Annotated in this window: 17 protein-coding genes; 7 read left to right on the plus strand and 10 right to left on the minus strand. The window is 62.4% G+C overall.

Annotation, left to right across the window (positions count from 1 at the left end; genetic code table 11):
• Nucleotides 1-189: 189 nt before the first annotated feature.
• From AC3WQN_RS06280 to AC3WQN_RS06300, 5 genes are all read right to left on the minus strand, one after another.
• A complete protein-coding gene (locus AC3WQN_RS06280; protein WP_103401110.1) occupies nt 190-681 on the minus strand; it encodes a GNAT family N-acetyltransferase in 492 nt (163 codons plus the stop codon).
• Between the two features lie 132 nt (nt 682-813).
• Nucleotides 814-1,401, minus strand: coding sequence for a DinB family protein (locus tag AC3WQN_RS06285; RefSeq protein ID WP_103401111.1), 588 nt, complete (start codon nt 1,399-1,401; stop codon nt 814-816).
• Nucleotides 1,402-1,419: 18 nt separating this feature from the next.
• Complete coding sequence (zapE, locus tag AC3WQN_RS06290; protein WP_103401112.1) at nt 1,420-2,538, minus strand: cell division protein ZapE; 1,119 nt, start codon at nt 2,536-2,538, stop codon at nt 1,420-1,422.
• Nucleotides 2,539-2,639: 101 nt separating this feature from the next.
• Nucleotides 2,640-3,599 (minus strand): agmatinase, encoded by a 960-nt coding sequence (speB, locus tag AC3WQN_RS06295; protein WP_103401113.1) that lies wholly within the window; start codon nt 3,597-3,599, stop codon nt 2,640-2,642.
• Between the two features lie 13 nt (nt 3,600-3,612).
• The gene (locus AC3WQN_RS06300; protein WP_103401114.1) at nt 3,613-4,707 is read right to left on the minus strand and encodes a polyamine ABC transporter substrate-binding protein; all 1,095 of its coding nucleotides are present in this window, start codon (nt 4,705-4,707) and stop codon (nt 3,613-3,615) included.
• 101 nt (nt 4,708-4,808) lie between these two features.
• On the opposite strand from AC3WQN_RS06300, the gene AC3WQN_RS06305 reads away from it, so the two are divergent.
• The 3 genes from AC3WQN_RS06305 to AC3WQN_RS06315 all read left to right on the plus strand — a co-directional run bounded on the left by AC3WQN_RS06305 (nt 4,809) and on the right by AC3WQN_RS06315 (nt 7,860).
• Entirely contained in the window at nt 4,809-5,720 is a 912-nt protein-coding gene (locus AC3WQN_RS06305; protein WP_103401115.1) for a LysR family transcriptional regulator, read from the plus strand.
• A gap of 137 nt (nt 5,721-5,857) precedes the next feature.
• Nucleotides 5,858-7,330, plus strand: a complete 1,473-nt coding sequence (locus AC3WQN_RS06310) for a nucleobase:cation symporter-2 family protein (RefSeq protein WP_103401116.1) — start codon at nt 5,858-5,860, stop codon at nt 7,328-7,330.
• A gap of 56 nt (nt 7,331-7,386) precedes the next feature.
• Nucleotides 7,387-7,860, plus strand: coding sequence for an LEA/WHy family protein (locus AC3WQN_RS06315; protein WP_103401134.1), 474 nt, complete (start codon nt 7,387-7,389; stop codon nt 7,858-7,860).
• Between the two features lie 38 nt (nt 7,861-7,898).
• Here AC3WQN_RS06315 and AC3WQN_RS06320 read toward each other — a convergent pair whose 3' ends face one another.
• Entirely contained in the window at nt 7,899-8,819 is a 921-nt protein-coding gene (locus AC3WQN_RS06320; protein ID WP_103401117.1) for a carbon-nitrogen hydrolase family protein, read from the minus strand.
• Nucleotides 8,820-8,903: 84 nt separating this feature from the next.
• On the opposite strand from AC3WQN_RS06320, the gene AC3WQN_RS06325 reads away from it, so the two are divergent.
• Nucleotides 8,904-9,824 carry a LysR family transcriptional regulator gene (locus AC3WQN_RS06325; RefSeq protein WP_103401118.1) on the plus strand — a complete coding sequence of 307 codons (921 nt, stop codon included), beginning with the start codon at nt 8,904-8,906 and terminating at the stop codon, nt 9,822-9,824.
• A 24-nt stretch (nt 9,825-9,848) separates the two neighbouring features.
• Here the strand turns inward: AC3WQN_RS06325 and AC3WQN_RS06330 are convergent, their stop codons facing one another.
• Entirely contained in the window at nt 9,849-10,100 is a 252-nt protein-coding gene (locus tag AC3WQN_RS06330) for a hypothetical protein (RefSeq protein ID WP_019690567.1), read from the minus strand.
• A 165-nt stretch (nt 10,101-10,265) separates the two neighbouring features.
• Between AC3WQN_RS06330 and AC3WQN_RS06335 the strand changes: the two genes are divergently transcribed.
• Complete coding sequence (locus AC3WQN_RS06335) at nt 10,266-10,577, plus strand: ElaB/YgaM/YqjD family protein (protein ID WP_103401119.1); 312 nt, start codon at nt 10,266-10,268, stop codon at nt 10,575-10,577.
• 248 nt (nt 10,578-10,825) lie between these two features.
• Here the strand turns inward: AC3WQN_RS06335 and AC3WQN_RS06340 are convergent, their stop codons facing one another.
• Entirely contained in the window at nt 10,826-11,866 is a 1,041-nt protein-coding gene (locus tag AC3WQN_RS06340) for an Ldh family oxidoreductase (RefSeq protein WP_103401120.1), read from the minus strand.
• Between the two features lie 339 nt (nt 11,867-12,205).
• On the opposite strand from AC3WQN_RS06340, the gene AC3WQN_RS06345 reads away from it, so the two are divergent.
• On the plus strand, nt 12,206-13,207 hold the full coding sequence (locus AC3WQN_RS06345; RefSeq protein WP_103401121.1) for a FecR family protein: 1,002 nt from the start codon (nt 12,206-12,208) through the stop codon (nt 13,205-13,207).
• A gap of 53 nt (nt 13,208-13,260) precedes the next feature.
• On the opposite strand, the gene pvdQ is transcribed toward AC3WQN_RS06345, so the two are convergent.
• Nucleotides 13,261-15,606: a bifunctional acylase PvdQ gene (pvdQ, locus tag AC3WQN_RS06350; protein ID WP_103401122.1), complete on the minus strand. Its 2,346-nt coding sequence runs from the start codon at nt 15,604-15,606 to the stop codon at nt 13,261-13,263.
• A 311-nt stretch (nt 15,607-15,917) separates the two neighbouring features.
• Between pvdQ and AC3WQN_RS06355 the strand changes: the two genes are divergently transcribed.
• Entirely contained in the window at nt 15,918-16,301 is a 384-nt protein-coding gene (locus tag AC3WQN_RS06355) for a fe2+ zn2+ uptake regulation protein (protein WP_103401123.1), read from the plus strand.
• Here the strand turns inward: AC3WQN_RS06355 and AC3WQN_RS06360 are convergent.
• Complete coding sequence (locus tag AC3WQN_RS06360) at nt 16,291-16,479, minus strand: hypothetical protein (protein ID WP_103401124.1); 189 nt, start codon at nt 16,477-16,479, stop codon at nt 16,291-16,293. The genes AC3WQN_RS06355 and AC3WQN_RS06360 overlap by 11 nt on opposite strands.
• Between the last annotated feature and the right edge of the window lie 247 nt (nt 16,480-16,726).

The following is a 16,726-nucleotide window of genomic DNA, read 5'->3' on the forward strand; positions in this document are numbered from 1 at the left end:
TTGCTCGCGCTGGGCAGCGCAGCGGCCCCAAAACAGTCATCAAGGTGTTGCTGACAGACCGCCATTGCCTTGTCAGGGCGCGCTGCGCACGCCAGCGCGAGCAAGCTCGCTCGCCACGAGGACCGCGCTCACGCTTGATTGAACGACTTTGTGGGAGCAACTGTCCTCGTCACCGCCAGTGGCTGCGTGCTAAAGCGCCTTGGTCCAGAACAGCATGCGCCCGTGGGCCGGGTCGAACATGCCGGCAGAAAAGCCAAACTTGCCATAGGCCGCTTGCGCCACGTCGTTACCTTCCAGCACCTCCAGGGTGATCTTGCAGCAGCCACGCTGACGGGCAATGTCCTCGACCTTTTGCAACATCTTCTGGCTCAGGCCCAGGCCGCGAAACTTGTCGACTACCGAGACGTCGTGCACGTTGACCAACGGCCGGCAGGCGAACGTCGAAAACCCCTCGAAGCAGTTCACCAGCCCCGCGGGTTCGCCGTTGACGAATGCCAGGACGCTGAACGCATAAGGACGCTTGGCCAGTTCGGCCGGCAGTTGCTGCAGGACATCGGCCGCCAATGGCGAACCGCCACCCATGGGGTCTGTCGCGTAGTGATCCAGCACCAGGCAGATCGCCTCGGCGTGTGTCGGATTGCTATAGCTGGCCTGGAGTACCAGGATTTCTGCGGATTCCATTTCCATCCTCGATCTGACGATCAATGTGCATCCCTGCGGGTATCGCTTGGGGCCAATGACATTAACGCGCTGAGCAGGCCGGAACAACCATGAACCGGCCCCGCGCCACTGTTTTGTGCGCCCGTTGCCAATTCAATTCGAAGCGCCCCAGATCTGCGCCTCGGTCCAGCCCAGCTCGGCAAAATCCTCGACCCTGAGGCGGGCTTCCCCGGCGCAAAAGAATTCATCCAGTTGCGGCGGAGCAACCGGGGTACCACTGAGCATTGCATGCACCTGCCCACGATGGTGGATCTGGTGTTCGAACAGATGGGAGAGCATGCGCAGACGCGTGTCCTGCTGGGGAATTTCTCGGGCGGTGGTCACCCGCCGAGTGAGCCCTGCATCCCTGAGCTGCGCGCAATAAGCGATCAGGCGCAGATCAACCTGGTGTTGTTCGCGCATCAGTTCGGCGCTGCTGGCAAAGGGCTCTTCATCCTGGAAAAACACATCGCACTGCGGATGCGGCAAGTCCCCACGCATCTCTCGCTCCAGAGCGTCGACGTAGAACCAGTCGCACGTCAGGATGTGATTGAGGGTGGCCTTGATGCTCGGAAAAAAGCTCACCCTCCGGGCCTCGAAATCGCTCTGGCTCAACTGGGCGCAGGCCTTGCCCAGACGGTGATTGGCCCAGGCGTTCTGGTAGGCCATGGTCAATAAATGATGGGACAGCGGCTGCTTCATGATGTCTCCTCCCGCGTTTCACCGCAGCGCGAAACGCTGCAACTGCATTTCCTTCAAGCGGCTCAGGGTGCGGCGAAACGCAAATTCCAGGTAACCCTCGGTATAGAGCGCATCCATCGGCACCTGTGCTTCAAGATACAACGGCACCTTGCGGTCGTAACATTCATCGACCAGCGCAATGAATCGCCGCACGCTGTCGTCGTGCACCGATAACTGCGGCAGCTCACGGTCACCGGCGTCCACGCGCTCGCTGCCATCCTCGGTGCCGCGGGCAATGCGGCCTGGCCGCTGCCGAGCACTGAGATTGGGGACGTCGCTGATCAGCATGGCGCTGTAGCGATCACACAAAGCCATGAAGTCCATCGCCGCGAACGGCTGTTCGCAGACATCGGCGTAGCGGCACCAGAGCACGCTGTCAGTGGCCTTGACCACTGCCAGCGAGCGGTAACCGAGCATGACCGGTTCGCTGGACACCGGCTGGTCGTGTGCCAACTGCCGAAAAACCTCATCCATGACACTCGGACGGTCGGGTGCCCGGACCCAATAGCGTTGCAGGCCGGCGCCAGGGTGCAATCGATGGTCTTCCCCGCCGTCAACCGCCACCACCTCCAGATGGCTTTTGATCGCAGCGACGGCCGGCAAGAAGCGCTCGCGATTGAAGCCGTCCGCGTATAGCTGCTCCGGTGGTTGATTGGAGGTGCAGACCATCACCACGCCTTCATCGAACATCACCTGGAACAACCGCCCCAGGATCAGGGCGTCGCCGATGTCGCTGACGAACAACTCGTCGAAGCACAGCACCCGCACTTCCTCGCTCAACTCGCGGGCCAACGCCCGCAGCGGGTCGGCGGTACCGGTCAGTTGAAACGAGCGCTGGTGCACCCAGCCCATGAAGTGATGAAAGTGCTGGCGCCGGGCAGGCACGCGCAAGGTCTGGTAGAACTGATCCATCAACCAGGTCTTGCCCCGCCCCACCGGCCCCCAGAGATAGACCCCGCTGATCGGCGTCAGGCCCTGGTGCAGGGCTTCGTGGCATTGCTGCAACACCCGGACCGCATGCTCTTGCGCCGCATCCGGGACAAAATGGTTTTCAGTGAGCGCGTGCTGGTAGGCATTGAGGGGCGAATCGAAGGTCATGGCGGCCCGTTTCGAAGGTCAAAGGCCCCAGTATGGCACGTCCGTGGGCGGATCCCGGTCACCACTCCCACACCCAGGCGTGGGAGTGATCCTCCCGTGGGCTAGCGGTCCACCTTGTGCCGGGCGGCATACAGGCACAGCATCTCCATGGCCAGGGTCGCAGCGGCCAGGGAGGTGATCTCGGCACTGTCATAGGCCGGTGCGACTTCCACCACATCCATGCCCACCAGGTTGATCCCGCGCAGCCCGCCGAGAATTTCCAGGGCCTGCACCGTGCTCAAGCCGCCACACACCGGCGTGCCGGTGCCCGGGGCAAAGGCCGGGTCCAGGCAGTCGATGTCGAAGGTCAGGTACACCGGGCTGTCACCGACCCGGGCGCGGATTGCTTCGATAATCGCGTCGCACCCGCGCCGATGCACCTGCCGGGCATCCAGCACCTCGAAGCCCTGATGATCGTCATTGGTGGTACGCAGGCCGATCTGCACGGAGCGGGCGGGATCCACCAGCCCCTCCCTGGCGGCGTGCCAGAACATGGTGCCGTGATCGATACGCTTGCCCTCTTCGTCCGGCCAGGTGTCGCTGTGGGCGTCGAAGTGGATCAAGGACAACGCGCCATGTCGACGGGCATGGGCCTTGAGCAACGGATAACTGATGAAATGGTCGCCGCCGAAGGTCAGCATCGCGCACCCGGCGCCGAGTATTTTCTCGGCGTGGGCCTCGATGCTGTCCGGCACCGACTCCGGGACTCCGGAGTCAAAGTTGCAATCGCCATAGTCAATCACGGCCAGATGATCGAAAGGGTCGAATGTCCACGGCCAGTGGCGTTCCCAGGCAATCCCGGTGGATGCCACGCGAATCCCCCGCGGTCCGAAACGTGCGCCGGGGCGATTGCTGGTGGCGGTGTCGAACGGCACGCCGCTGACCACCACGTCGACGCCACGCAGGTCACGGCTGTAACGCCGGCGCATGAAGCTGGTGATACCGGCATAGGTGCTTTCAGCGGCGGTCCCGTACAGGCTGTCGCGGGTCATGGCCTGGTCGTTCAGTTCAGAGATGTCCATCAAGCATTCCTGGTTATTGGCGGCTACGGAAAGTGGTCCACAGGCGGGTGCGCTGGCGCATGTCCTTGAGGCTCATGCTGCGGTCGGCGTACAGGCGGCCGCGCACATCGGCAGGCGGGTAAATGTCGGGGTCGTTGCGCACGGCGGCATCAACCAGGGGCGTCGCGGCCTGGTTGGCCGAGGCAAAGAACAGGGTGTTGGTCAGCGCGGCCACGGACTCGGGGCGCAGCATGAATTCAATGAACGCCTGCGCGGCCTCGGGGTGCGGGGCATCCGCCGGGATCGCCAGATTGTCCTGCCACACCAGGGTGCCCTCCCGGGGAATGCGATAGGCCACTTCAAAGGGTTTGTTGGCCTTGCGGGCCTGATCGGCGGCCAGGCTGGCATCACCGTTGTACGTCAGCGCCAGGCACGCGCTGCCGTTGGCCAGGTCGTTGATCTGGCGACCGCTGGCGACATACAGCACCGAAGGCTGCAATTGGCGCAACAAGGCTTCGGCGGCGGCCAGATCGTGTTTGTCGGTGCTGTACGGATCCTTGCCCAGGTAATGCAAGGCAAGGCCGATGACTTCCTGGGGCGAATCGATGATCGCGATGCCGCAGTCCTTCAGCTTGCTGGCGTATTCGGGCTTGAACAGCAGGTCCAGGCTGTTCAGCGGCACACCCGGCAGACGTTGCGTCACAGCCTCGACATTCATCCCCAGGCCCAGGGTGCCCCAGGTATAGGGCACGCCATAACGGTTACCCGGGTCGACGGCGGCGAGTTTATCCAGCAGGTCAGGATCAAGGTTCGCGTAGCCTTTGAGCAGGTTCAGGGGGATCGGCTTCAGCGCCCCGGCCGCCAGTCCACGGGCCAGCACACTGGAAGACGGCACCACCACGTCATAGCCGCTGCCACCGGTGAGCAGTTTGGTTTCCAGGACTTCCGGGGTGTCAAAGGTGTCGTACCGCACACGAATCCCGGTTTCCTGTTCGAAGCGTTGCAGGGCTTGCGGCGCGACATAGTCGGCCCAACTGTAGAGGTTGAGCACCTTTTCTTCTTGCGCCTGCGCCGAGAAGGCCAGAGCCAGCGCCAACGCGGGGAACGCGAACCTTTTCGCCGTAGCCATGACAAGCACCTGAGTCATTGAGGTGACTGCAGCTTGCCGTGGAAGATACATTGCCGGAATATTAAGTTTATTAACCTGACTTTATTCCGGAGTAATGTTTGATGCTCGGTCAACTCCACGATCTGGATCTGCACCTGCTGCGCCTGTTCGCCAGCGTCGTTGAATGCGGCGGTTTCAGTGCCGCCCAAGGTGAACTGGGGTTGAGCCAGTCAAGCATCAGCCAGCAAATGGCCAAGCTGGAAACCCGCCTCGGCTATCGCGTGTGCAGCCGGGGCAAGGGCGGTTTCAAGCTCACGCCCAAGGGCGAGCAGTTGCTGCTGGCGACCCGCGGGCTGTTCCAGTCCATCGAGGCGTTCCGGCATCAGTCCAATGGCGTCGCCGGCCGGCTGATCGGCGAAGTGCGCCTGGGGCTGTCCGAAGCCCTGGATCAATCGGTGTTGCAACAGGTGGCCGAGGCCATCAGGCGTTTTCGTGAGCGCGATGAATCGGTGCGCATCGAGCTGATCAGCGCCATGCCCGGTGAGATGGAACGCTTGCTATTGCAGCAACGCCTGGACCTGGCCATCGGTTACTTTTCCCAAGTGCAAAGCGCCTTCGACTACCGTCCGCTGTTCAGCGAGCCCCAGCACCTGTACTGCGCGACCGGGCACCCGCTGTTCCACGACCCGGCCCCGGATGCCGAGGCCATGGGCGACACCGACCTGGTGGACCACCCTTACCGCTTCCTGCGCAATGACGAACCGCTGCACAGCAAGCGCAGTTCGGCGCGCTCGGAACAGGTCGAAGGCACCCTTGCCTTCATTCTGTCGGGCAAACACATCGGCTACCTGCCCGAGCATGTCGCCCGCTCATGGGAAGACGGCGGTTTGCTCAAGGCCATCGGCCAGCCGGCGCTGAGTTTTGAGGTGACGTTCCACCTGGCCCGACACCGCGCCCAAGTACCAGGGGATGCGCAGCGGGCGTTCGAGGAGGATCTGCTGGCGGCGTTCAAACGGCCACGCAGTCACCCGTAACAGGGGTTCATGAGTCACGGTAATCCCGGTATCTCCAATAACTTTCAATGCTTTAGACGTTTGTCGCTTTAGGCGGCAGTGCCTTTCTGGCATCCTGCGCCTCCATTTTCTGACCCGGCCTAATTGGCACCCTCCCCGTGACCTCATCTGACCACTCGAAAACTGCCCCGCGTTCCGACCTGATTTACGGTCTCTACGATCGCCCGCACCTCACCGCAACGGTCTTTGCCGCCTTGCAACACGTGCTGGCGAGCTTCGTCGGGATCATCACCCCCACCCTGATCATGGGCAGCGCCCTGGGCCTGCACAGCGAAATTCCGTACCTGATCAGCATGGCGTTGTTCGTTTCCGGCCTGGGCACCTTCGTCCAGGCGCGACGCTTTGGTCCGATCGGTTCCGGTCTGTTGTGCCTGCAAGGCACCAGTTTTTCGTTCATCAGCGTGATCCTCAGTGCCGGCTTCATGGTCAAGGCCCGGGGTGGCGGCACCGATGAGATCCTCTCGACGATTTTCGGCGTGTGCTTCTTCGCCGCCTTCATCGAAGTGGCGCTCAGCCAGTTCATTGGCAAGCTGCGGATGCTGATTACCCCGGTGGTGACCGGCACCATCATCACCCTGATGGGGCTGTCGTTGATCAAGGTGGCCATGACCGACATCGCCGGCGGCTTCGGCGCGCCGGACCTGGGCGGTGCCCACCACCTGGCCCTGGCGGCGTTGGTACTGGGGGTGATCGTGGTGCTCAACCGGGTCGATGTGCCCTTCCTGAGGCTGGGGGCCATTGTGATCGGGCTGACCCTGGGTTACCTGCTCGCCTGGCTGATGGGCGATGTCGATTTCGCCACCATGACCGACGTCCCGCTGATGAGTGTGCCGGTGCCCTTCAAGTACGGGTTCAACTTTGACTGGGTGGCGTTCATTCCGGTGGCGGTGATCTTCCTGGTTTCGCCCCTGGAAGCCGCGGGCGACCTGACGGCCAACTCGATGATTTCCCAGCAACCGGTCAAGGGTCCGGTCTACATTCGCCGGATCAAGTCCGGCCTGTTGGCCGACGGCCTCAACTCGGCGATGGCCGCCGTGTTCAACAGCATGCCCATGGTGACCTTCGCCCAGAACAACGGGGTCATCCAGCTCACGGGCGTGGCCAGCCGTTATGTAGCGTTCTTCATTGCCGGCCTGCTAGTGCTGCTGGGGCTGTTCCCGATGATTGGCGCGGTGCTGCAACTGATGCCCAAGCCGGTACTCGGCGGCGCGGAGCTGGTGATGTTCGGCACGGTGGCCGTCGCCGGGATCAAGATTCTCGCCGAGGCCGGGCTGCATCGTCGCAACATGCTGATCGTGGCGATCTCCCTGGGTATGGGCCTGGGTGTCGCGGCCGTGCCGGAAGTACTGCGCGAGCTGCCCAAGGCATTGCACAACATCTTCGAGTCGCCGATCACCGTGGGCGCGTTATGCGCTATCGTGCTGAATATCTTTCTGCCCGAAGAGTTCATCGAGCTGGAAGAAGACGATTTCGACCCGGAAGCTTCGATCCTCCAGGTCATGGAGAATCCGGACGTCACGCCGCACGGGGACACCCTCAAGCCGGGTGCGGCCTTACAGGCGAACCGCTGATGCAGCTCAAGGGACGAGCCGCTGGCGGTTCGTCCCTTGTTTTCGAGAGTGCATCGATGCGCAGATTCCTCGTGATTGGCCTTTCCCTGTTGCTGCTCGGCCTGAGCGGCTGCGCCCTGCTCCCCAACCGTGATCCGCTGGACATCAACGTGGTCGGCATAGAGCCATTGCCCAGCCAGGGCATGGAACTGCGCTTTGTGCTGAAACTGCGCGTACAAAACCCCAACGAAACCCCTGTCGACTACAACGGCGTAGCCCTGAACCTTGAGGTCAATGGCCAGCCGCTGGCCTCGGGCGTGAGCGATCAACGGGGCTCGATCCCGCGCTTTTCCGAGGCGCTCATCAGCGTACCGGTGAGCGTTTCGGCATTCTCGGTGCTGCGCCAGACCCTGGGGCTGGACCTGACACAAACCCTCGACAAGCTGCCCTACGTACTGCGCGGCAAACTGGCCAGCGGCGCGTTCGGCACGATGCGCTTTGTCGACAGCGGCCAGTTGAGCATCGCCGGACCCAATTCCGTGATCTGGTAGATCCAACGATACCGTCTACCGATCAGAGTGCGAGCGCCTCAGATAAACCGCACACCGGGTTTCGGCCGCTCGTCCACGGTCAACTCGAACACGTCCGGGCGCGCATAGTGCCCGACCACGTCGTAGTCGTAGCGGGCGCGCACCAGTTCATCGGTGTCGATCTGCGTCGTCAGCAACCCTGCACCGCCTCGCAGCGGCCCGGCCAGTACATCGCCCATGGGGCCGACGATCACACTGCCACCGGCAATCAACGGGCGATCGGCCGGCCAGTCGGCGATCTGCACACCCAACTCGGCCGGTGATGGCTGCACCTGGCAGGCACTGACCACAAAGCAGCGGCCCTCATGGGCGATATGGCGCATGCTGACGTGCCACATCTCGCGCTCATCGACGGTGGGCGCGCACCAGACCTCGACGCCCTTGGCATACATCGCCGTGCGCAACAGCGGCATCATGTTCTCCCAGCACACCGCCGCGCCCACTCGTCCGACCTGGCTGTCGATCACCGGCAACGTCGAGCCATCGCCCTGGCCCCAGATCAGTCGTTCGGTACCGGTGGGCATCAGTTTGCGGTGCTTGGCCACCAACCCCGCCTGTGGCTCGAAATACAACGCCGTGCAATACAAGGTACTGCCCGAGCGCTCGATCACCCCCAGCACCAGGCTGGCACCGGTGCGCGCGCTGAAACCCGCCAGGGCCTCGGTTTCGACCCCTGGCACGTCTATGGCGTTGGCAAAGTAACGGGCATAGGCCTCGCGTCCCTCCGGCAGCCGATAGCCCAACCGGGTGCCGAAGCCTTCCCCCTTGGGATAGCCACCGAGCAACGCTTCGGGCATGACCACCAACCCGGCGCCGGATTCGATGATCGCCCGTTCATACGACAGGATCTGTTCCAGAGTCTCGCCCTTGCCCCCTGGCAACGAACCGATTTGCAGCGCAGCGACGATGGACTTGGGCATCACGGTAACTCCCGGGCATTGAGGTATTGCTCATTCTCCGGCCACCGTCGATCATCAATAAAGCCCAATCCAGTGCTGAATGATATGAACCCCATGAATATCGCCAACCTTGACCTCAATCTGCTCAAAGTCTTCGAAGCCCTGCACGACGAGTCCAGCGCCAGCCGTGCCGCACTGCGCCTGGGCGTCACCCAGTCGGCGGTGAGCGCGGCCTTGCGCCGGTTGCGCGAGGTCTACGCCGATCAGTTGTTCGTGCGTACCGGTCGAGGTCTGGCGCCGACGCTACGGGCCAACCAGTTGAAGCCGGTGGTCAGTGAGGCGCTGAACAAATGCCGGCAGAGCCTGGCCATGGTCGATCCGACTGCCCATCAGTACGAGGGTCGATCGGTGATCGTCGGGATGTCGGATGACTTCGAGATTGCCTATGGTCGACGGCTGATCGAGGAGATCGCCGAGCGTGCGCCCAAACTGCGGCTGATCTTCCGCCAGACCCACAGCCAGATCGTCGGCCAGGCCCTGATGGAGCGCAGCCTTGACCTGGCGATCACGGCCGGCGGCTTGAGCGAACGCTTGCTCAGCCGCCAGGTACTGGGGGAAGGCCGCTACCAGTGCCTGGTCGACCCCGCCAGCCTCGCGCCCGGGCAGCAGCAGCTCAGCCTCGACGAGTTTGTCGCGCGCGAACACATTCTGGTGTCATCGGGGGGCTTTATCGGCATCACCGACGAGGGTCTGGCGGGGCTGGGGTTGAACCGGCGGGTGTGCGCATCGACCACCCATTTCGCGGCGCTGCCGTTCCTGCTCAAGGGCAGCCAGGCGGTGGCGACCATCCCTGCCCATGCCGCTCACAGCATCGCCTCGCTCAGCGGCCTGGCACTGCTGCCCTGCCCACTGGACCTGCCACGCTACCCGATTGAACTGGGTTGGCGCACCAGCAACCTGCTCGATCCGTTGCTGCTGAAAGTGCGCGAAGCGATAGTCGCCAGTTTTACCCGGGGCAACGCCTGACAACCTTCGCCCGTAAACCGGCCGTTACTTGGCGGCCATCAACCGATTGACTTCGCTGCGCACCATGTTGGCGTATTCCGGCGGGGACATGGCGTCCAGTTCGGAGCGGACCCACTCGGCCCATTTGCCTTTGCGCTTGGAGCGCTCGCCGAACAAGCGGGCGGCCTCGCCCTTGGACTTGCCCAGGTTGGATTGCCAGAGGTCGAACAGACGGGATTTTTCATCTTCAAGCGCCGCGCGCTCGGCAAGGGGTTTGTCGGCCAGATTGAAGCTCATGGAAATTACCTGCGGCATAAAATAGGCGACATCTTACACTGTAGGCGGACTTCTCCAGAGATGGATTTCCCGGAGCATGGCGGGTGCCAGGCAACCAGACTGCAACTTTTGCCTGACGCCTACACTCCATTGCCCACAGCCCCTTTACCTGCAAGGAGTTACCCGATGGCTCGCACAAGCGCCTCGCAAGACGATCAAATCAAGGATCAGACCTTCAGTGAGCTGCAAGCGCTGATCGAAGAGTCGGAGAAATTGCTCAACCGCAGTGCTTCGCTGGTGGGCGAGGAAGCCGAAAGCCTGCGCGGGCAAATTGCACTCAAACTGCAACAGGCCAGGGATGCCATGTCCAGCGCGCGAGCACGTACCCAGCCAGTGGTCGACGCGACCGAAACCTACATTGGCGGTCACCCTTGGCAAACCGTGGCCATCGCCGCCGGTTTCGGCCTGGTGGTCGGACTGCTGCTGGGACGTCGCTAACCCCTGGCCCAGCGAATGCTGACTCATGTGGGAGATGCCGTTTTGATCAGATGGCGGCTCTCCCGTGGCGAGCGAGCTTGCTCGCGCTGGGCCGGGCTGGCGCTCCAGGGCGAAGCGCCCCCCACAAACCTGTGCAGGGTTTCAGATAAAATCTGGCGACCGATTTTGGGGCTGCTGCACAGCCCAGCGCGAGCAAGCTCGCTCGCCACAGGGCCTATGTTCATCATCCCCCGTGGCTCACGAGCGCTTCACTGCCCCGCCAGCTCCCGCAATTGCGCCAGCGTCTGCGCATCCAGCGCGATGCCTTCAGCAACGGCCCTGGCACGCTCGCGATGGCGACGGTCCCCCGGCAATCGCCGCAGCCCGACCCCGTGCATCTGCCGCACCAGTTCCTCGCTACGCTCGGCGAACCCCTGCCCGGCAGCCTTGCTCGGGTCGATGACAATCAATAACTGACCGGTCCACGGGGTTTTCGCCCCGGGATGGTTGGACCAGTCGAACTCGAACGAGAAGTTGCCACCGGTCAACGCAGCGGCCAGCAGCTCGACCATCATCGACAGGGCCGAACCTTTATGCCCGCCAAAGGGCAACAATGCGCCCCCCTCCAGGATCGCCTTGGGGTCGGTGGTCGGCTGGCCGAGGCTGTCCACCCCCATGCCGGGTGGCAGGCGTTCACCTTTGCGCGCAGCGATCTGTACATCGCCGTGGGCAATCGCGCTGGTGGCCAGGTCAAACACAATAGGGTCGGCATTGGCCCTGGGCGCAGCGAAGGCGATCGGGTTGGTACCAAACAAGGGGCGATCGGCACCGTGGGGCACGACGCAGGTCATGCTGTTGACCACGCTCAGCGCGACCAGGCCTTCATAAGCGAACGGCTCGACATCCGGCCAGAGCGCTGCAAAGTGATGGGAGTTGCGAATCGCCATGACCGCGATCCCGGCACTGCGGGCTTTCTCCACCAGTAATGCGCGGCCGGCGGCCAGCGCCGGTTGGGCAAAACCGTTGCCGGCATCGACCCGGACAAAACCCGAGGCCACGTCTTCTACCACCGGCACCGCCTGGCCATTGACCCAACCGCTGTTGAGCGTCGATACGTACCCGGGAATCCGGAACACCCCATGGCTGTGGGCGCCGTCGCGCTCGGCGCCGGCGCAGTTGGCGGCCAGCACCGAGGCGACCTCGGGACTAGTGCCGTGTCGGCGAAAGATCGAATCCAGAAGCTCAACCAACGCTTCGTACGACAAGTGATGCGAGGTTGCATTGACAGCATGATCGTGTGGCACAGACATCTGAAGCTCCAGAATTTTTATTGGAGGGGGCAACAGCGTTCGCAGGACCTTACCCGCGGATTAAACACCGTTTTGCGCGGCCACTGTCAACTGCCTTTGCGCCACTGCACCGCCAACAGGGCCCGGCCCTCGGCAAGCCATCCCCGACGGTCCCGCGAGCACCATAAACGCCCGGTTTCATTGACCTTTTCTTCACCCCCACTCAGGATACTGCCCAGCCATGTCCTGACGTGGGGCTGGAGACGACAGAAAAACCCTTTCATTGATGTGCAGTCGCCATGATCGCGGTTCTCGCCAGCTCACTGCGAAGGTTAGAATGTGGGAAATCAGGAAGCCTCAATGAGCGAAAAGCCCCTCTCGCAAGCAGAATTCGACGCCGTCACCGACGCCGCCGCGCATTGGTGCATGCGCCTGCATTCCAATGACTGCACGGCCGCCGAGCGCCGGGCGTTCGAGCAATGGCGTGATGCCCACCCACTGCATGCGTTCGAGTATGAAGCGATGCTGGAGATCTGGGAGGTGTCCGAGCACTTGCCGCGCGCGGAACACGTGCCGCACATCGCGCACCGGGCACCGCGCTCGGGCTGGCGGCCGCTGGCCGTTGCCGCTGCCGTCAGTCTGCTGGCCTTGCCGCTGGCCGCCTTCAGTGGCTGGCAACTGGGCTGGCTGCCCAATGCCTACGAGCATTTCGAAGCACAGAACGCCTTGCGTACCGTGACCCTGAGTGACGGCAGCGAGGTGGAGTTGAACCTGGGCACCGAGCTGACCTACAGCAACTACAAGGATCAACGCCGGGTGACGCTGAAAAAGGGCGAAGCCTTCTTTCGCGTGAGCCACGACACGCTGCACCCCTTTGTGGTCAAGGCCGCCGACGGGCAGGTTCGGGTGACCGGCACTCAGTTCAATGTCTGGAAGTATCAGGATCAGGTTCGCGTGACGCTGGTGGAAGGCTCGGTACTGGTCACCAGCAACGATGCTCTTGGCGGTGACGGCCTGCGCCTCGATCCGGGCATGCAGGCTCGCTACAAGAGCGGTGACTATCAACCGCAGATCAGCCAGACCTATGCCAATGACAGTTCCCTGGCATGGCGCGATGGCAAGCTGGTGATCGACAACCTCGCCCTGAACGAAGCGCTGCCCCTGATCAATCGCTACCTGAGTACACCGGTGATGGTGGCGGACCACGCCACAGGCATGATCCGCATTGGCGGGGTCTACAACATCAGCGAGCTGAAAACCCTCGTCCCCGCGCTGCCCAAGGTGCTCCCGGTTTACCTGACCCGCAACGAAGACGGCAACCCGGTGCTCAATTCCCTGCCTGCCCAACCTGCCAGACACTGAAAAGGCCGCACCCTTTCGGGCCGCGGCCTGCTCCATTTCAGTTGGCCTGCCCCCTAGTGCGTCGCCACACTCCCAGCCCCCTCGACCGCTTCACGAATGGTTTGCAGCCGGTAATGAGGATCGGCCTTGATCTGTTGCTCGGTGAACGGCAAGACACTCCACTGCTTCTTCGAAAACGCCAGCGTCTGGTCGCGAGCGTGCTCCGAGGCAGGGTCACTGGAAATCGAGAAGGCCAGCAAGCCCTGGGCCTGGGGCCCCTGCTCGTCAAACGTCACCACCTGCAAGTAACTGGTGCCGCTGACCACCTCACGCTTGCCGGCTTCGCCCGGCACGCTTTGCATGGCGTTGTAGACCCCAAGTTCGGCCGGCCCGCCATGAATGGCAATGGCTTGCCCGCCACGGCTGGCCACCTGAATATCACCCCATAGTTGTCGGTCCGTCAGCCCCGCGCGTTGCATCTGCTCGACCGACGCCAGCATGGCCTGCCGTACCGCCTGCGCCACTTCGGGTCGCTCGATGTTCAGCCCGCGAGGGGTATGCAGCGGGTCTTTCGCGTCGAACGCCACACGCCAGACGTCCGGGGCTTGCAGCAACGCTTCCATGACATTCTGAAAGTGGACCAAGCCCGCGCCGCTGTGCAGATTGGCGGCGCGATCCCAGGCCTTGAGACTGGCGCACAAGGAGGCCAGGGGCGCACTGTCAACCCCTAGGCCAGCAGCGCACACCTGCAACAGGTCCGGCATGACCTGGCCGGCCAGGTAAACCTGGTTGTCCATGACCATGTGTTGCAAGTCCTCGACCTTCACCGGGCCGGCCTTGGCCAACTGCCCCAGATACTCCAGGGCAAAGCGGGTGCGCGGCCCCAGGGCGTGTCCGGACTGGCTGATCAAGGGCGAGTAACCGGTCAGTGGCTGAGCCGGGTTAGCCATCCACGCCGAGTCATTGGAGTGCTGCACAAAGTCAGTGCGCATCAGCTGCGGCAGTTGCTCCGCGGCAAAAATGCCAGGTTGCGCGGCTTTTTTATCGATGTCCCAGGCGCAGGCACTGCGGGAGCCATCCAGCACGATCATGGCCAGGCCCGCGCGGGGTGCGCTGCATTTTTCCAGCTTGTCGACGCCGACGTTGGGCACCACCGACAGGTTCATGTACAGCGCCTGCCCCTGATCGTCCACCGCCAGGGTATTGACCCATGGCACCCCTTGAATCCTGTGCACGGACGTTTGCAGGTCCTTGAGGTTGCTGGCCTGGTTCATCGCATACCATTGCTCGAGCACGCGGTCGTTGTCGAGGTTGGCGTCGCGCAGGCTGTAGGCGTACTGCCGATCCCAATCCAGCTTGCCGGGCCATTGCACGACGGGGCCAAATACCGAGCTGTAGAGCACATGGGAGACTGACGTGAGCTGTCCATCGGCCTGCCTGGCCTTGACCGTGACCGATTGCTGGCTCAAGGGCAGGGATTTGCCGTCGAGCAGATAACGAGTGGGGTCCTTCGGGTCGAGTTGCAGACGGTACAGCGTGAAATGCCTGGACGTGTCGACGGTGTGGGTCCATGCCAGGTGCTGGTTGAAACCGATGTTGATCATCGGCAGTCCCGGCAACGCCGCGCCCATCACGTCCAGCTTGCCAGGGATGGTCAGGTGCATCTGGTAAAAGCGCATGCCGCCGATCCACGGAAAATGCGGATTGGCCAGCAACATCCCGCGCCCATTGAAGGAACGGTCCCGGCCAATGGCCACGGCATTACTGCCGCGGTCCAGGGCAAAGCGTTGCAGGCGCGTGGCGGCGACTTCGAAGGCCGCACGGGCGCCCTGCTCCCGGGCGACCGCCTTGGGCGGCGTGGCACCGGCCAGTGCTTCGGCAAACTGGCCGACACCGCCTTCGACCAGCAGGCGTCGGGTCAGTTTGACCAGGTCCAGTGCGGTAATCGGCCGGACCCAGTCCCCCTGGCAATGCTCGGGCAGGCCTTGTGCGGCGCGTTCATGCAGATAACGGTTATACCCGGCCACATAGCCTTCAATCAGTTGTCGCACAGCCGGGGTTTGCGCCTGCCAGAAGCCGAACACCGCCTGGGGGTTGTTCAGCCAGCTGAAAAACACATCGCTGACGCTGTTTTCCCGTTGCTCAAGGGTGAACTGCTGCGCGCCGAAATACCGTGAACGCTCGCCGTTGACCGTCACCACTTCGTTGGCCAGCAGGCACAGATTGTCTTGAGCATAGGCATAGCCAATCCCGTACCCCAGGCCACGCTCGTTCTCGGCTCGAATGTGTGGCACGCCAAAGCTGGTACGGCGAATATCGGCGCCGGTCTCGACCGTCTGAGTGAGTGCCTGGGCCGATACGCTCAGCCCCAGTAACCAACCCGCTAGGCACAACCTGGGCAACTGCCTGGAAATAATCACACTGACTCCTGATGGCGAAGAACACAGTAGCCAGGACAGGCGAGCCGAACGATGACGCTGCCGGGAACCGGCCCTGCCCTGGGAAAGACCACACAGGCGAAGAAGCGGAATGTGGCTTGCCATAGGAACGAATCAGCGGACAATAATTTAAAGCGCATCAGCCCGAAATGACGGCACTTGACCGGTGTCTGACGTGCTTTCGACAAAATTTCTACATTGAGGCCTTCATGATTTGTGCCGCTCGTTCGTCTTAATGACTAAGGAGCATTCAACACAGTTTCCTGGCCAGGTTCTGAAAAGGAGTTTTTCGCATGTACAACTCGCAACTACCAACGGATGGTAAAGCCGCGCCAAAGGGCGTTTCCCTTAGACTGGATACCGGCGTATTCGCCAAAAGCACCGAGCGCCAGGGCAACGAGCGCATCAGGCTGCTGCTTAAAAGCTACGGCCTGCGCACAAGCCTGATCCGCCTGAAAGTGATCGACGCGCTGCTGTCCGCCGCCCAGGCAGGTCAGCCCGTGGGGGTACGCGGGGTGCACAGCCACCTGCTGGAGCTGGATATTCCCCTGTCCTTTCTCAGCGTGCGTGAAGTACTCAAGCGCCTGTGCAGTGAAGGCCTGATCGTCCTGAACCCCGACAAAAGCTACAGCCTGCATCCACAGGCTGCGGCCTTGCTGGAATCGCTCAGGGCTTGACCTTGCGGCGCAGCACTCCGTTGATCACCACCACCAACACCGCCACGGCGATGGCGACGTACTGGAACAGGGTTTCGCTGATGATCCCGGCATTCTGCAGATAAGACAGGCCAAGCATGATCCCCAGTACGGCCAGGGTGATCAGAAACGAGTATTTCAAACGTTGCGACTGGGTCATTGCGGGGGTCCTGAATCTGAAGATAGGTATCCGGTGTGAATCCTGCTGCCCGCCACGTCCACACCTTCGTTCGTGAGTGAACAGCAGCCAGCGGGCGCTCATGTTACATGCCTGTGAGGCATTTTGGCGCTATGGGTTCGAATCGCCCTGTACTCGCCTGCCTCTGTCATGGGTACCCTGCACCTGACAAATCTGTAATCCGCGCCTCAGTTTCCTGACAGCACGGGCTGTTTAAGGTCTCGTCGAA

The sequence above is a fragment of the Pseudomonas sp. FW300-N1A1 genome, assembly GCF_058789115.1.

Excerpts from the sequence above, each read along its gene's own strand:
- AC3WQN_RS06280 (WP_103401110.1), bottom strand. The coding sequence starts at position 681 with ATGGAATCCGCAGAAATCCTGGTACTCCAGGCCAGCTATAGCAATCCG.
- AC3WQN_RS06285 (WP_103401111.1), bottom strand. The coding sequence starts at position 1,401 with ATGAAGCAGCCGCTGTCCCATCATTTATTGACCATGGCCTACCAGAAC.
- zapE (WP_103401112.1), bottom strand. The coding sequence starts at position 2,538 with ATGACCTTCGATTCGCCCCTCAATGCCTACCAGCACGCGCTCACTGAA.
- speB (WP_103401113.1), bottom strand. The coding sequence starts at position 3,599 with ATGGACATCTCTGAACTGAACGACCAGGCCATGACCCGCGACAGCCTG.
- AC3WQN_RS06300 (WP_103401114.1), bottom strand. The coding sequence starts at position 4,707 with ATGGCTACGGCGAAAAGGTTCGCGTTCCCCGCGTTGGCGCTGGCTCTG.
- AC3WQN_RS06305 (WP_103401115.1), top strand. The coding sequence starts at position 4,809 with ATGCTCGGTCAACTCCACGATCTGGATCTGCACCTGCTGCGCCTGTTC.
- AC3WQN_RS06315 (WP_103401134.1), top strand. The coding sequence starts at position 7,387 with ATGCGCAGATTCCTCGTGATTGGCCTTTCCCTGTTGCTGCTCGGCCTG.
- AC3WQN_RS06320 (WP_103401117.1), bottom strand. The coding sequence starts at position 8,819 with ATGCCCAAGTCCATCGTCGCTGCGCTGCAAATCGGTTCGTTGCCAGGG.
- AC3WQN_RS06325 (WP_103401118.1), top strand. The coding sequence starts at position 8,904 with ATGAACCCCATGAATATCGCCAACCTTGACCTCAATCTGCTCAAAGTC.
- AC3WQN_RS06330 (WP_019690567.1), bottom strand. The coding sequence starts at position 10,100 with ATGAGCTTCAATCTGGCCGACAAACCCCTTGCCGAGCGCGCGGCGCTT.
- AC3WQN_RS06335 (WP_103401119.1), top strand. The coding sequence starts at position 10,266 with ATGGCTCGCACAAGCGCCTCGCAAGACGATCAAATCAAGGATCAGACC.
- AC3WQN_RS06340 (WP_103401120.1), bottom strand. The coding sequence starts at position 11,866 with ATGTCTGTGCCACACGATCATGCTGTCAATGCAACCTCGCATCACTTG.
- AC3WQN_RS06345 (WP_103401121.1), top strand. The coding sequence starts at position 12,206 with ATGAGCGAAAAGCCCCTCTCGCAAGCAGAATTCGACGCCGTCACCGAC.
- AC3WQN_RS06355 (WP_103401123.1), top strand. The coding sequence starts at position 15,918 with ATGTACAACTCGCAACTACCAACGGATGGTAAAGCCGCGCCAAAGGGC.
- AC3WQN_RS06360 (WP_103401124.1), bottom strand. The coding sequence starts at position 16,479 with ATGACCCAGTCGCAACGTTTGAAATACTCGTTTCTGATCACCCTGGCC.